The organism is Proteus genomosp. 4 str. ATCC 51469 (genome assembly GCF_003144375.1).
GTDB lineage: Bacteria > Pseudomonadota > Gammaproteobacteria > Enterobacterales > Enterobacteriaceae > Proteus.
The window spans coordinates 134170-147839 of the sequence record NZ_PENV01000003.1; the positions used below are offsets into that span (position 1 = coordinate 134170).

Genomic DNA, 13670 nt, shown 5'->3' on the forward strand with positions numbered 1-13670 from the left:
AACTCCCTCTCATTAAGGTTTTCTTTTCAAAATACGTAATGAAGGGAGAATAAAAATGATGAGTATAATAATGGCTATCATCATTAAAAAAATCACGCTTAACATTGTTATTAGTAACTGCTCAATATAATTCGCTTTTATTAAGTCAGCTATCCAAGTAAAACCTAAATCACCACTTGTTCCTTGAGGAATAAAATACATCAACAGTAATCCGAAAATAATCGGCGCTATGATGGCAATAGCGGTGTGAAAAATAACAGATGGAACTTTACTTATTGCTTGTTTTAACGCGATGAAAATAGCGGGTGGCTGTATTGGTTTAGCTGGAACCGTATGTGTAGGTACATGTCTAATATTGGCATTTTTGATGCTATTTTGGCGTATTTGCTCTCGTTGTGTTTGACTTTGCTTTTGAGTAATAGCCACTTGCTGTAGTTGGGTTTGCCTTGCACATGCTGCACAAGCTTTACCCGCAAAATATTGGTGGTTTTTATCTTTCTGACATACCAACATTTGTTGCTTTTCAGGTTGTGCGTATTCATACAGTGCCGTAGCCCATGTTTTCGCACTAGGTCTTAATGTTGGATTTCCTGAAAAAGCTTTATCAAATAATGTTCTCAGTTTATCGGGCAATTGTTTATGCCCACTAGCAATATTTGGGGTAATTAAATTATGCGTCTTTACGCCATAACCATAAAAACGACCAGCAATACGTCTAGGAATATCCGTAGGAACCGTGTCGTTTTTAGGACGACCACTAAAAGGATGGATACCAAAGTTAAGCAGTTGAAAAATAATAACAGCTAAAGCAAATCGATCTTGTCTTTCTTCTTGATCTTGTGGAATAGTTTGTTTTGCTTGAAATTCTGGGGCTAAATATTCGACAGTAAATTGCCCTGCGGGATAGCGTATGTTTTCCCCTTGAATACTAAAACCATCACAATCAAGAAGAGACATATACAAACTTGATTTATAAAATCGCAGGTTTAATGGCTTCATATCAATAATACGATGCCCTTGTTGATGCAATGCATCAATCAACGAACAAAGATTATAAGCAAGGCTAACTTTAGCGCCCATTCCTGTGGGTAAATTATGGGCTTTAGCTTGACGCTCTTGAAGAATATATTCCAACTCTATGGTATTTTTCACATCAAGTTCGGGCATCACAAAGCCAACAAATTGCTTTTGGCTATTGTATAAACGTGCTTGAGGCCATGCGAGTTGAATTATTGGAATATCATTGACAGAAACAGCCTTTAATGAAGGCTCTAGTTTCTGCATTGCAGTAATTTTTTTCAGGTAATAGGCTTTATCAATTTTATCATGATAAACTTTTGATACTTGGAAAGGTGCATTATTAATGTGACTAACACTTCCTGCTCCCCCGCTTTTTATCAAATCGCCAATCTGATAAATCTTGCCATATTCATCTTGCAGTTGTGTTGTCCCAGATATCGCCGTCCCTTCTTTTCTCGCTTTTACCACAACTCTTCATCCCTGATACAAATCACTAAGGTTTTATCGTCACCCGTAATTGAGTGTGTACGAGGATCTGCCAATGTTCCCGCGAGGGCTTCACTTCCACTGTCTTCAGATACTGTTTTTAAATAACGGATCACTGGAGTGATAAATGGTTCATAAAGAGCATCACACGCTTTATTCATGGCAAAAGGCTGTACACCATCAGACATCAAAATAACTTGTTTTACTGGTTTATTGAGAGGAATAACGCGTAAATGTGCTTCCCAATTTTCTGATGTCACAAACCATGTTTGATTAGCATATTCTCCATTTTCAGGCTGTGATACATAACTGGTACCATCGCAATATTCCACTACTGCAATACCATCACCCAAATGGAATAAATAACCACTATCATCACCGACCCAACATGCAACCAGTGTTGATGCATATTCATTAAGCGCACACTGTTTTATTTCTGCATATTCAGCCAGTTGGAGGCGAATATCTTCAATCAGTTGTTTTGCACCTTGTGTTATCTGTTTTTCGGTTAATAAATCAATGTTTGGCCACTCTGTGATACGTAGCGTAAATAACCGAGCAACAAGTTGAGCGCCTTGCTCACTATAACGAGAGGAGCCTGCACCATCACAAACAGCAGCGATAAGATACTCACCTTTACGGCGAATAAAATAAGCATCTTGACAAGGAATTTGACGTTCTTGATGGGCAATGCCTGTCACCGATGCCCCATAAGCTAACCAATCGTTCATCAAACAGGTACACTCGCCCAAGAATCTGTTGAAGGTAATTGTGCTGTGCCGCCCGGTGTTGACTGAGAAACCACTTGCATACTGGCACTTAACCACAAGAATAATTCTTTAAATTGTAGCCCTTTTAGCATTTTCACACCATTAACACCATTACGGCTAAAACTTCCCATCACTTCTGCTGATGCTCCATCAACCATAATCGGAAATACTGCCGTTTTTTGGCTTTCCTCTGCTTGGCGACAAAGCTGTGCAGCTTGTTCCCATTGATCGGTTGGTACACCATCAGACATTAAAAATAACCAAGGACGAGTATAAGCAACGCCCGCTTGTTTAAAGCGCTGTTTTTCAGCTTCTATCTCTTCAAGTGCCAGCGTGATAGCTTGTCCCATAGGGGTTGTGCCATTTGCTTCTAAAACAGGAGCCGTAAAATCCATAGCATCTTTCCAATCACCATGCACAGTACATTGGTCATATCCACCATATTCAATCACTAAAATACGCACACGTTTTGCGGCAATCACATCATTTTTTAGTTCTTGTTCTAGTAGTTTAAGGCCTTCATTTAATTGTTGAATAGGCTGACCATACATACTACCGGAGCTATCTAACACTAAGATCAGAGGGGTACGTTGTTCACTGTTATCAACTAAGGCTACGTCAGGGATCATAAGATGCTCCATCATTCAGTTATTATTTTTCATGATAATGATTAATGTAACATAAAGATGTAAAATTCATCAGAAAGAAAAAAACGATAATTTGAAGATAAAGATATTTCTTAGAAAAAGTAGGTTTTAAAACTTAAAAATATTCTTTTAAATTAGAATTGCGCTATTTTTCATAATATTAAATGAAAAAAGCACCTTGTTACATTAAGTAAAAGGTGCTTTTTAAATAAAATATTTATTTTATTAATAATGGATTTTTTGGCGTCCAGCAATAGAGTGTGAAAGTGTTGTACCATCAACCATTTCAAGCTCGCCCCCCACAGGAACCCCGTGAGCAATTCGACTTGCCGTAATATCATACTGAGCGCAGATCTCAGCAATATAGTTGGCTGTCGCTTCACCTTCCACTGTCGGGTTTGTGGCTAAGATAACTTCCGAAATTGTTTCTTGGCTCAAACGCTCTTCAAGTCTATCTAAACCAATATCCATCGGTCCGATACCATCTAAAGGAGATAAATGTCCCATTAAAACAAAGTATCGACCCGCAAACTGCCCTGTCTGCTCGATTGCATGAATATCCGCAGGACTTTCGACAACACAAATTTGCCCATTTTGCTGACGACGAGCATTGGCACAAATAGTACAGCGCTCTTCTTCAGTAAAAGTTCGGCAATCACAGCAATGACCGATTTCAGACATTGCACGCGTTAACGCTTGTGCAAGTCGCATACCACCGCTTCTATCGCGTTGAAGCAGTTGGAAAGCCATTCGTTGCGCTGATTTAGGCCCGACACCGGGTAAACAACGCAACGCTTCCATTAATGATTCAAGAAGTGGGCTAGTTTGCATTAGAATGGCATCTTAAAGCCTGGTGGTAATTGCATACCATTAGAGACAGAGGCCATTTTCTCTTTTTGCGTTTCATCAATACGACGCGCAGCATCATTAAAGGCGGCAGCAATCAGATCTTCTAGCATCTCTTTGTCATCTTCTAACAGACTAGGATCGATTTCAACACGACGGCAATTATGAGCACCATTGATAGTGATCTTGACTAAGCCAGCGCCAGATTCACCTGTCACTTCTAAGTTTGCGATCTCTTCTTGCATTTGTTGCATTTTGTCTTGCATTTGTTGGGCTTGCTTCATCAGATTGCCCAAACCACCTTTTCCGAACATAATTGTCTCTCTTTGTAAAAGCCACACAGTATGAAGTCATACAATATGTTGCGATTAAACAGGTCGGATACTCTCTTCATCCAATTCAGCATCAAAATATTGCTGTAATGTTTGAATTGTTTTATCCGTAATAATCGATTGACGCGATAACGCCAATTTTTCATCATAAATGGCTTGTCGCCACTCCAACGGCGTTTTTACCGCTGGATTATCATCTTCTATAATTGTGAGTGAAATTGCTTTTCCATGCAATTCACTTAATGCATTTGTGAGTGTGCGTAATGCATTTGCTGAATTTAAATGTTTCTGTCTAGTTCGTAAATGCAAAATCACGTTTTCTTCACTTACAGTCTCTTTATACGCATTTAATGCCAGTTGTTGCACCAATTTAGGTAATGGCATTTTTTCAATTTCAGCAGCCCACGCATCTCTTTCTTGTGATTCCTTCGCAATTTTGGCCGCTAACTCTGGCGTTTTTTCGTATTCGAGAACTTCTTTAATTTCTTTAGGCGAAGACACTGTCTCTTGTGTTGACATCAACTCAGGATTTTGTGGGCGCCATTGATATGCTTCTTTTTTCTTTTTTTCAGGTGCATTAGGATTAGGTTGACGTTTAGCAACTTGTTGACGTCTTTCACTCACGGCTGCTAGCCGTTCTAATGCACTAGCAGCCGGCTTAGCCTGATTTGGCGTCGCCGGTTCAGGCTTTTTTGGCGGGGTTTGTTGTTCAGTCCCCTTTATCGCCTGCCGTGCTCTTAAAAGTTGTGCCGCTGGACTATTACCTAACGAGGCATTGTTCATGGGCGAAGAAGAACGTGTATTTTGTGGCGAATGAGCCTGAGCCACTGGTTGCTCATGACTCACTGGCATTCGATTCGTTGTCGATGGCGTAGAAGGCAAAGTTTGCGCTAATGGCGCAGAAGAAACCTCATCAATCACTGTTTTGGGATGAAAAGCTAACGCTCTTAATAACGTCATTTCAACGCCCATGCGTCTATCTGGTGCATAAGCCAGTTCTTTTCGTCCAACTAATAAAGTTTGATAATAGAGTTGTAAATCTTGTGGTGAAACAGATTTAGCCAATAGGCGTAAACGCTCTTGGGTAAATTGTTCTTGGGGATTATCCTCACTAGGCAATAATTGCAGCATAGCAATTTGATGCAATAACGAAAGAGTCTCAACTAAGAAGTTTTCCCAATCAGTTCCTCTTGAAGCCACTTCATTGACCAACGACATCACTTGTTGACCATCTGCTTTTACCAGTGCTTCAATCAGTGCTAAAGGTTGTGCATCATCAATAGTGCCAAGCATTTGACTTACAACGTCTGCGGTGACAACGCCTTCACCACTTGCTATAGCTTGATCTGTTAAACTTAAAGCGTCTCGCATACTACCATCGGCGGCACGAGCAATAAGCTGGCGTGCTCTTACATCATTTTCAATGTGTTCGGCAGTAAGCACTTTTTCGAGTTGTGTTGCAATTTGGTCAATATCTAATGCACGCAAATGAAATTGCAAGCAACGCGATAAAATCGTGACAGGTAATTTTTGTGGATCGGTTGTCGCCAGTAGAAACTTAACGTGCTCTGGTGGTTCTTCTAATGTTTTTAATAGCGCATTAAAACTGTGGCGAGAAAGCATGTGAACTTCGTCAATCAAGTAGACCTTAAAACGTCCACGCGCTGGCGCATATTGCACATTATCAAGCAATTCACGGGTATCTTCTACCTTGGTACGCGATGCAGCATCGATTTCGATTAAATCGACAAAACGCCCTTGTTCTATTTCAAGGCAATTTGCACATTGACCACAAGGTTTACTCGTAATGCCTGTTTCACAATTAAGCCCTTTGGCAAATAATCGGGCAATAGTGGTTTTTCCGACACCTCTAGTACCAGAAAAAAGATAGGCGTGATGAAGTCGCTGATGATCAAGACCATTAGCTAAAGCCGTCAACACATGACGTTGACCAACAACATCGTTAAAAGTTTGTGGGCGCCACTTACGGGCAAGTACCTGATAGCTCATTGATTCCGCTAAATTTGAACGAGATTTATCTCTATGCTAACACAGGGACGCCCCATTGAGCGAGATTTGTCAGAAACAAATGAGATATTGATGAAAGAACCATCGAATATTTGAAATGGATCAGAGAGGAAAAACAATTGTGCGGGCCATAGATATTTATATGTCACATCATAAATAACACAAAAGCACCCGCACTATTACTCATGTTTAAAATAATGACGTGTATCACCACATTTTAAACAGTGAAGAAATTAATGTCCTGGAAAATCAACCAGAGTAAAGCTATGAACGCCTTGTTTTTCTAAGCGTTCAATACCGCCTAAATCAGGTAAGCAGATAATAAATGCAGCTTCTGTTACAGTTCCACCTAAACGACGGATAAGACGTGCTGTTGCTTCAATGGTGCCGCCTGTTGCCAGTAAATCATCAACCATTAATACTTTGTCTTTATCCGTAATGCTGTCTTTGTGGATCTCTAAAGTATCTGTGCCATATTCCAAATCATAAGTTTCACTGAGCGTTTCGCGAGGCAATTTACCTTTTTTACGAACAGGAACGAAACCAACACCGAGGCGTAAAGCAACCGGAGCACCAAATAGGAAACCGCGAGCTTCGGTACCCACGACTTTAGTGATACCCTGACCTTGATAGTGTTCTACCAATAAATCAATGGTTGCCTGATATGCAGCAGGATTATCCAGTAATGTAGTGATATCACGAAATAATATCCCTTCTTTTGGATAATCAGGAATGGTTTCAATACTGTCTTTAATAAATTGCAGTTGTTGCGCGTTAGCAGTCATAATCAGTGCCATAATAAAAAACGAAACGATAGAATCTATGCAATATGCCGTTAAAATGCAACAGAAAGCCAGTTAACAACTCTTTTTTGTTGCTTTAAGTCAATTCATGTTTTTATCAAAACAGGAACAAGAACCCGATGAATAAACCTGATCCTTTAAGCTTGTTTAAAAAACAGATAGACAATCTTGCCGAAACACTGGCGCCTATTGCAAACAAAAAAATTGCAGCACCTTGCTTCGACACAGCACTGTTCCACCGCCGAAGTGATTCACTTGGCGGCTATATGCAACAGATCCGCGATAATTTTACCCAGTTAATCGCTTGTGTTGAGGCACAACGAAGCCAGCAGGTTAAATTTCTGGCCACTCAAATCCTACAACAAATAGAAGCATTAACTCGTGAATTATCGACACAAACACTAAGAAAGCAAGAGAACCAGCTTACTCAACGAAAAAAAAGTGTCGATTTATACCAAAAACTTGCCCAACATCAGGATTATGAGCGCAGATTACACGCAATGATCCAAGATAGAGAGCTTTCATTAACGCAAGCACAAAGTTTTATGCAACAACAAGAGTTGCAAAAAGAGATTGCTGCACTTGAAAATCGCCTAGCGCGTTGTAAAAACGCCCTTTTCTCTATTGAAAAGAGCATTGAAAAACAAGAAGATAAATTTTAAAGGCGATAATTATGAGTTTAAAAGAAGCACCAAAATCTGTTCAGTTGGCCGTTGATCTTATCTATTTACTTGAAAGTCACCATATTGATCCTAAAACAGCACTAGAAGCCCTTGAGATTGTGCGCCAAGATTATGAAAACAAATTGGCGACACAATCAACAAACACGCCCCTTAATTAAGCAAAAGGGGTATTGGCTTCAGGTGTCGAACCATCAAGAGGGCGTTTTACCTCTTGTACTTCATCACCTTGTTTATTATGCAAATAAACATCAAGTTGGTTAAACGCAATATTAATATCGTTTTCATTACAAAGCTTATCAATTGCACGATTCACTTCATCAATTGCAATACTTCTATCACCTAATGTTCTGACATAAAAACGTAAATCGTGGTTTAACGTACTTGCCCCAAATTCAGTAAATAGCACCACAGGTTCTGGCTCTGTCATCACTCTGACATTATCTTTAGCCGCTTTCATTAAGATCTCTTTGACCTTATCGAGATCAGATCCATAAGCAACACCTACTTGAATAATAATACGTGTCACCGTATCAGATAATGTCCAGTTAATAAGCCGTTCTGTTACAAAAGCTTTATTAGGAATAATTACTTCTTTGCGATCAAAATCTGTCACTGTTGTTGCTCTAATTCGAATTCGGCTAACTGTACCTGAATATGTTCCGATGGTGACGGTATCCCCAATCCTAACTGGTCTTTCAAACAAGATGATCAAACCAGACACAAAGTTTGCGAATATCTCTTGTAAACCAAACCCTAACCCTACCGTTAAAGCCGCTGCTAACCATTGTAATTTCTCCCATGCCACACCTAATATTCCCAGAGAGACAATGGTACCTATTGCAATAATAACGTAGGTTAAAATAGTCGTAATAGCGTAAGAAGCGCCTTGTTGCAGTTTGATACGCGATAAGATTAATACCTCTAATAAACCCGGTAAATTTCGCGTCATAAACCAAGAGATTGCCATGATAGAAACAGACAATAAGAGATCTGCTACTGTGACGGCTTTAACCACATTTCCCAACTCTGTGGGTAATGTATAGCTCCAGAGTGTAATACCATCTAAATAGGTAAATACAGTAATAAAATCAGACCAAATTCCGTAGAAACTAGACGCAAAAATGATAAATAAAATCATTGTTGTCAGTCTTAATGATTGCTGATTGATTTGCTCCATATCCATTGGAGGCTCTTGAATAGGTTCAAGACTATTATCTTCTTCTTTTTTTTCTTTTAACATTGCTTGTCTACGTTCAAGCGCTCGACGATAAGCAAGTCTTCTGGCAGCAACGGTTAATCCTCGTAAACTGGCATGATAAGCAATGAACCACAACATAAGCAGATATAAGCTATCAATCCAACGATTTGCTAAACGCAACGCCGTATAGTAATAACCAAAAATTACTAATCCCATTAAAATTAAAGGCGAGAATGTTAATAGGGTGATCACAACCGTTCTAACAACATGATTCCCTTTTTCTTGCCACATTTCGCGACAAAACGGCAATGCACATAAACTAATGCAAAACAGTGAAATAATCGCAACCAACTGCCCAATAACATCCCCCACCAGTGATAATGGGTTATTAATACCGTAAGCAGAAAGCAAAATAATCGGCAACATAGGAAGAGAAAGACGCAATAAACGTTTACGGTTTTGCTGAACTCGCTCTACAGGAATTTTAAAATGTTTTACAGCAACGCCATTATCAGACATTAAACGATAAGACCATTCAAACATCAGCCAAAATACCGCAAATTGCCAAGCAAAAGACCAGATAAACTCTTGTTGCACGTTAAAACTATTTATTAGCCAATAGCCAATCGCTAAAACAAAACAAGAAAGTGGTAATGTTTTTAAGAAAACAATACCTAATGCCAGTGGTGTATGTAACTGAGAATCTTTATTGAGCTTATTAATATCCCCATTAAGTTTTTCAAACTGAGTATCAAGTTTTTTACGTTGCCAAATCAGTATTAAACCAAACAGAATCAACGCAATAAGGACAGGAAGTGATTTCTTAGCCCCGATCAACAGATTTTCATTTGACCAATTCAATTTAAAACTTTGGAATTCTGCCACTGCTTGAGAAGGGAATGTTGAAAACCAATTGAGATTGATTGGTTTATTACTACTTACCCAGAAAATTTGTTGTGCTAATGTACTTTCTAAAGAGCTTACGACACTGCGTAATTGTTGCTGATCCATTTGCAGATTAATCGAACCTGAAATTTGATTGCCTAATTGATTATTGAGTTTATCAAGCAACTCCCGACGCGCATCAACAAGTAATTCTAATGCACTACGTAACTCTTTTAGTACATTAGGATCGGTGACTTCAGGATGAGTGATTTGGTATTCCTGCATCAACCGATCAATATAGATATTGGGTTGTATTATCTGATCACGTTGTTTATTAATTTCAAATTGCTCTAACCGCAAATCAGCGATTTTATCAGGCAAATTATTAATAAAAATACCATCCGGCAAATCAACTTGCTCTTCAAATAAAATTCGGGAAAGTAACAAACTTCCTTTTAATACATCAATTTGTTCTTTTAGGTTTCGTTCAGATTGAATGGCTCTATCTAAGCGGTTTTTCACCATTAAGCTATGGCGATTTAGTTCGTTATTATTTTGTGTTGTAACGATCAGTTTATCACTAAGATGCTTATTGATTTCTGTTTGCGCTAAATAGAATGGATCATTATTAATCGCTTGATTATCAAGTTCGGTGCTTTGTGCTTCTTTAGCTGTTTCTTCTGAACTATCTAGACGTTTATCGCTGATGGCATCTTGAAGCAGTTGTGCGCGTTCCTGTGAAAGGTCAATATACGCAGAGCTATAGTCACGTTGAAGTTGTAACAAGCTTTGTAATTGCACATTTGACTGTAATGTACGCTTTTGAAAATTATTTTGTTGTTGAAGATAATATTGCTCTAACTGTAATAACTGCACAGCAGAAGGCCGCATTTGTGCTTTATCTGCACTACTTTTATTCAGCAATGTCCTTATTTGTTGCAATCTATCTGAGTTATTAAATAAAACAGATTGTGCCCTTTCAGGTTGTGTCTGTAATACGATAAGTTCATTACTGTAATTAGCTAAATCATCTTGGGATTTTTGTAAGGATTGTAGAACACTTTCTAATTGCGATTCTAATGTTGCTAATGGTAATGCTTCCAATGATTTTTGGTAGTCATCTGCTTCTTTATTAGCGACTTTTTGTTTTAATTGATTAAGTTGATATTGCGTACTACGTAGCTTTTCAGGTAGTTGCTCTACCGTTTTATCATAATTTACTGATTTTTTTTCTAGCTGTTGAATATTATCGAGTAATAAAAGAGATTGTTCTAAATCCGCAATTGTTAATTTATCTTCTGCACTTAATTCACTACGTTTATTTAATAAATTAAGCTGATTTTGAATATTTTCTTGAGTCGGTAGATTACTGGAAACCGCGGCTAAAACCGAAGTAATAGAGAGGCACCAAAGAATAAAAATAATAGTAGTCGCGGCGACAATCGTCGTCATTCGATTATTGAATTGAGAAAAAAAAGTTTGTATCCGCATGGTTAAGCAACTTGTTCAATTAATATTGAAAAACTGTTTATTAGTATAATCCAATTACGTTCAATTGGCAGTGTAAACAGAACAAGTTGCTTGGGGTTGTTTCTCGTCTGAGAAAATGAAGCGACAATCAGAATGTTAGAATTTTATCCGCATCAAGCGTCCATTGTGCCAAATCAACTAATGTACCTAACTCTGCACCATCAACTAATGGTAAGTCACTGATACCACGAGTATCTGTACATGTTTTGCATAATTTAACAGGAACATTTTGTGCCGTTAAAATTTCCAGCATTTGTTGTAAGTTATAACCTTCTTTAGGCTGTTGGCGAGCTAAAGCCCCTGTAACAGCATCTGACATTAAAAAGATATTTAATTGAGTTTCTGGGTGCTGTTCTTTTAATGTAATAGATAAACGCAGTGCATTAAATAATGACTCATTACCATAAGCTGCACCATTAGCAATAACTAAGACCTTACTCATAGATGTCTTCCTTTTGTTTAATAATAAATTAAGAGGACGCAGATATTCTCATATTTGCACTGTGCTTTATCATATCAATAAAGCTATCAACCAAATATTGACTTTCATCTTTGATAGAAAAGCTTTCTGGTGAAAATAACCAATTTTCAGCAAGCCCAGTCATCATAGCTTTTAACATGATGGCCGCCCTTCTTAAATTAAGGTCGGATGGAAGTTGTTTTTTTTCAACACAACGAGATAAAAATTGTTCTATTCTAGAGTAATCAGCTGCACACAATTCTCTACGAATTTCAACAATTGGTGTCATTTCACCGACAAATTCGCATTTATGGAAATATATTTCTAAAAGTGCATTATGTTTAGGATCTTCGACAATCGATGTCAATATGTAAATAAGTAATTCTCTTAATACAAATAGTGGATCATCTGGGTATTTTGTTTGATACTCTATTTCTAAAGATTCTATTTTTAAGTCGGTGAGTTCGCACGCTTCAGTAAATAAATCCACTTTATTTTTAAAGTGCCAATATATTGCGCCACGGGTAACTCCTGCAGCGGCCGCAATATCTGAAAGTGATGTGGCAGAAACGCCTTGCACAGTAAACAGCCTAAGTGCAGCATCAATAATCTGCTGTCTTGTCTCTTGTGCCTGCCGTTTAGTTTTTCGTGCCATTAATCCTCGATTTTGACTGAAGTTAATTTACATACATTCATGTATGTTTGTACTATACATCGCAATCAATCATCAACTTAATTATTTTTATCCCGGGAAACAACGTTTGAATAGAGGTTTTCTTATGCGAAAAAACAGAGGGGTTTTGCCTCTGGCTCTGTTAGTGCTATCAGGCAGCTTGGTTCTTGCTGGATGTGACGACAAAGCTAAACAGTCTGCTGGGGGGCCTCCTCCTGCTCCGGCTGTAGGTGTTGTGACTTTAGGAGCGCAAGCTCTGACAATCACCACTGATTTACCAGGTCGTACATCAGCCTTCCGTATTGCTGAAGTTCGCCCTCAAGTTGGCGGCATTATTTTAAACCGCAATTACAAAGAAGGTAGCTATGTAGAAGCGGGTACATCTTTGTACCAAATCGACCCAGCTATTTTTGAAGCAACTTTAAATAGTGCGCAAGCTGAATTAGCGAAAGCTAAAGCTAATGCTGAAATAGCTCGTCTCACTGTGGAGCGTTATAAGCCTCTGCTAGGTACAAACTATGTCAGTAAACAAGATTTTGATACTGCAACATCTCAATATGCACAAGCTGTAGCTGCTGTTAAAGCAGGAGAAGCGGCTGTAACAACTGCAAAGATTAATCTTGAATATACAAAAGTAACAGCGCCAATTTCAGGTCGTTCAGGTAAATCTACTGTGACTGAAGGTGCACTTGTCGCTCCAGGTCAGCAAGTAGCACTAACTACAGTTCAGCAAATCGATCCGATTTACGTCAACGTGACACAATCGAGTGAAGATTATCTGAAACTTAAAAATGAAATTGAAAGTGGCGTTATTCGTCAAGAGCAAGGCAAACCTGTTGTTCATTTAACATTGACTAATGGGCAAGCTTACGCACAGAAAGGCCATTTAGAGTTTTCTGATGTCACTGTTGATGAAACAACAGGCTCAATTACTATGCGTGCTATCGTACCTAACCCTACTGGGGAACTATTACCAGGTATGTTTGTTCGTACTAAATTAGAAAATGGTATTCGTCAAAATGCAATTTTGATCCCACAGCAAGCTGTTATTCGTACTGCTCGTGGTGAAGCGACAGCAATGGTTGTCAATAAAGACAATGTTGTTGAAGTTCGTACCATTGATGTGTCACAAGCTGTTGGTAATAAATGGCTCGTTAATAGTGGTGTTCAGGCTGGTGAGCGCGTTATCGTTTCTGGATTGCAAAAAGCAAAACCAAAAATGACAGTAACGCCTCAAGAAGAAAATTTAGATGCTAAGCCATCACCTGAACAAACTGAGCCAGCTAAGAATCCTCAATAAGGAGTCGGT

13 protein-coding genes are annotated in these 13670 nt (G+C 38.6%); 3 read left to right on the forward strand and 10 right to left on the reverse strand.

Annotation, left to right across the window (positions count from 1 at the left end; all coding sequences use genetic code 11):
* Positions 1-12: 12 nt before the first annotated feature.
* The 7 genes from DK866_RS04940 to apt form a co-directional block, all read right to left on the reverse strand.
* Positions 13-1488, reverse strand: coding sequence for a DNA-binding protein (locus tag DK866_RS04940; protein WP_109407963.1), 1476 nt, complete (start codon positions 1486-1488; stop codon positions 13-15).
* Entirely contained in the window at positions 1482-2237 is a 756-nt protein-coding gene (locus DK866_RS04945) for a PP2C family serine/threonine-protein phosphatase (RefSeq protein WP_109407964.1), read from the reverse strand. Before DK866_RS04945 ends, DK866_RS04940 begins: the two co-directional genes overlap by 7 nt.
* Positions 2237-2905 carry a vWA domain-containing protein gene (locus DK866_RS04950; protein ID WP_227336451.1) on the reverse strand — a complete coding sequence of 223 codons (669 nt, stop codon included), beginning with the start codon at positions 2903-2905 and terminating at the stop codon, positions 2237-2239. Before DK866_RS04950 ends, DK866_RS04945 begins: the two co-directional genes overlap by 1 nt.
* Before the next feature lie 243 nt (positions 2906-3148).
* A complete protein-coding gene (gene recR, locus DK866_RS04955) occupies positions 3149-3754 on the reverse strand; it encodes a recombination mediator RecR (protein ID WP_072069364.1) in 606 nt (201 codons plus the stop codon).
* Positions 3754-4083: a YbaB/EbfC family nucleoid-associated protein gene (locus DK866_RS04960; RefSeq protein ID WP_036932854.1), complete on the reverse strand. Its 330-nt coding sequence runs from the start codon at positions 4081-4083 to the stop codon at positions 3754-3756. The genes recR and DK866_RS04960 overlap by 1 nt, the downstream gene beginning before the upstream one ends.
* A 54-nt stretch (positions 4084-4137) precedes the next feature.
* On the reverse strand, positions 4138-6111 hold the full coding sequence (dnaX, locus tag DK866_RS04965) for a DNA polymerase III subunit gamma/tau (RefSeq protein WP_109407965.1): 1974 nt from the start codon (positions 6109-6111) through the stop codon (positions 4138-4140).
* A 251-nt stretch (positions 6112-6362) separates the two neighbouring features.
* Positions 6363-6914, reverse strand: a complete 552-nt coding sequence (gene apt, locus DK866_RS04970) for an adenine phosphoribosyltransferase (protein WP_036932856.1) — start codon at positions 6912-6914, stop codon at positions 6363-6365.
* A gap of 137 nt (positions 6915-7051) precedes the next feature.
* Between apt and priC the strand changes: the two genes are divergently transcribed.
* Positions 7052-7594 carry a primosomal replication protein PriC gene (gene priC, locus DK866_RS04975; protein WP_109407966.1) on the forward strand — a complete coding sequence of 181 codons (543 nt, stop codon included), beginning with the start codon at positions 7052-7054 and terminating at the stop codon, positions 7592-7594.
* Between the two features lie 11 nt (positions 7595-7605).
* The gene (gene rsmS / locus DK866_RS04980; RefSeq protein WP_072069366.1) at positions 7606-7773 is read left to right on the forward strand and encodes a pleiotropic regulatory protein RsmS; all 168 of its coding nucleotides are present in this window, start codon (positions 7606-7608) and stop codon (positions 7771-7773) included.
* Here rsmS and mscK read toward each other — a convergent pair.
* The 3 genes from mscK to acrR all read right to left on the reverse strand — a co-directional run bounded on the left by mscK (position 7770) and on the right by acrR (position 12343).
* Complete coding sequence (mscK, locus tag DK866_RS04985; protein ID WP_409076890.1) at positions 7770-11150, reverse strand: mechanosensitive channel MscK; 3381 nt, start codon at positions 11148-11150, stop codon at positions 7770-7772. The two genes, rsmS and mscK, sit on opposite strands and share 4 nt — an antisense overlap.
* Before the next feature lie 166 nt (positions 11151-11316).
* Positions 11317-11670: a DsrE/DsrF/TusD sulfur relay family protein gene (locus tag DK866_RS04990; RefSeq protein WP_072069368.1), complete on the reverse strand. Its 354-nt coding sequence runs from the start codon at positions 11668-11670 to the stop codon at positions 11317-11319.
* A 28-nt stretch (positions 11671-11698) separates the two neighbouring features.
* The gene (gene acrR, locus DK866_RS04995; protein WP_109407968.1) at positions 11699-12343 is read right to left on the reverse strand and encodes a multidrug efflux transporter transcriptional repressor AcrR; all 645 of its coding nucleotides are present in this window, start codon (positions 12341-12343) and stop codon (positions 11699-11701) included.
* A gap of 124 nt (positions 12344-12467) precedes the next feature.
* Here acrR and DK866_RS05000 point away from each other — a divergent pair, with 124 nt between their 5' ends.
* Entirely contained in the window at positions 12468-13661 is a 1194-nt protein-coding gene (locus tag DK866_RS05000; RefSeq protein WP_109407969.1) for an efflux RND transporter periplasmic adaptor subunit, read from the forward strand.
* The last annotated feature ends 9 nt before the right edge of the window (positions 13662-13670 follow it).

Bases quoted from the DNA above. Each gene is read 5' to 3' on its own strand.
- DK866_RS04945 (WP_109407964.1), bottom strand. From the start codon at position 2,237: ATGAACGATTGGTTAGCTTATGGGGCATCGGTGACAGGCATTGCCCAT.
- DK866_RS04950 (WP_227336451.1), bottom strand. From the start codon at position 2,905: ATGATCCCTGACGTAGCCTTAGTTGATAACAGTGAACAACGTACCCCT.
- recR (WP_072069364.1), bottom strand. From the start codon at position 3,754: ATGCAAACTAGCCCACTTCTTGAATCATTAATGGAAGCGTTGCGTTGT.
- DK866_RS04960 (WP_036932854.1), bottom strand. From the start codon at position 4,083: ATGTTCGGAAAAGGTGGTTTGGGCAATCTGATGAAGCAAGCCCAACAA.
- dnaX (WP_109407965.1), bottom strand. From the start codon at position 6,111: ATGAGCTATCAGGTACTTGCCCGTAAGTGGCGCCCACAAACTTTTAAC.
- apt (WP_036932856.1), bottom strand. From the start codon at position 6,914: ATGACTGCTAACGCGCAACAACTGCAATTTATTAAAGACAGTATTGAA.
- priC (WP_109407966.1), top strand. From the start codon at position 7,052: ATGAATAAACCTGATCCTTTAAGCTTGTTTAAAAAACAGATAGACAAT.
- rsmS (WP_072069366.1), top strand. From the start codon at position 7,606: ATGAGTTTAAAAGAAGCACCAAAATCTGTTCAGTTGGCCGTTGATCTT.
- mscK (WP_409076890.1), bottom strand. From the start codon at position 11,150: ATGACGACGATTGTCGCCGCGACTACTATTATTTTTATTCTTTGGTGC.
- DK866_RS04990 (WP_072069368.1), bottom strand. From the start codon at position 11,670: ATGAGTAAGGTCTTAGTTATTGCTAATGGTGCAGCTTATGGTAATGAG.
- acrR (WP_109407968.1), bottom strand. From the start codon at position 12,343: ATGGCACGAAAAACTAAACGGCAGGCACAAGAGACAAGACAGCAGATT.
- DK866_RS05000 (WP_109407969.1), top strand. From the start codon at position 12,468: ATGCGAAAAAACAGAGGGGTTTTGCCTCTGGCTCTGTTAGTGCTATCA.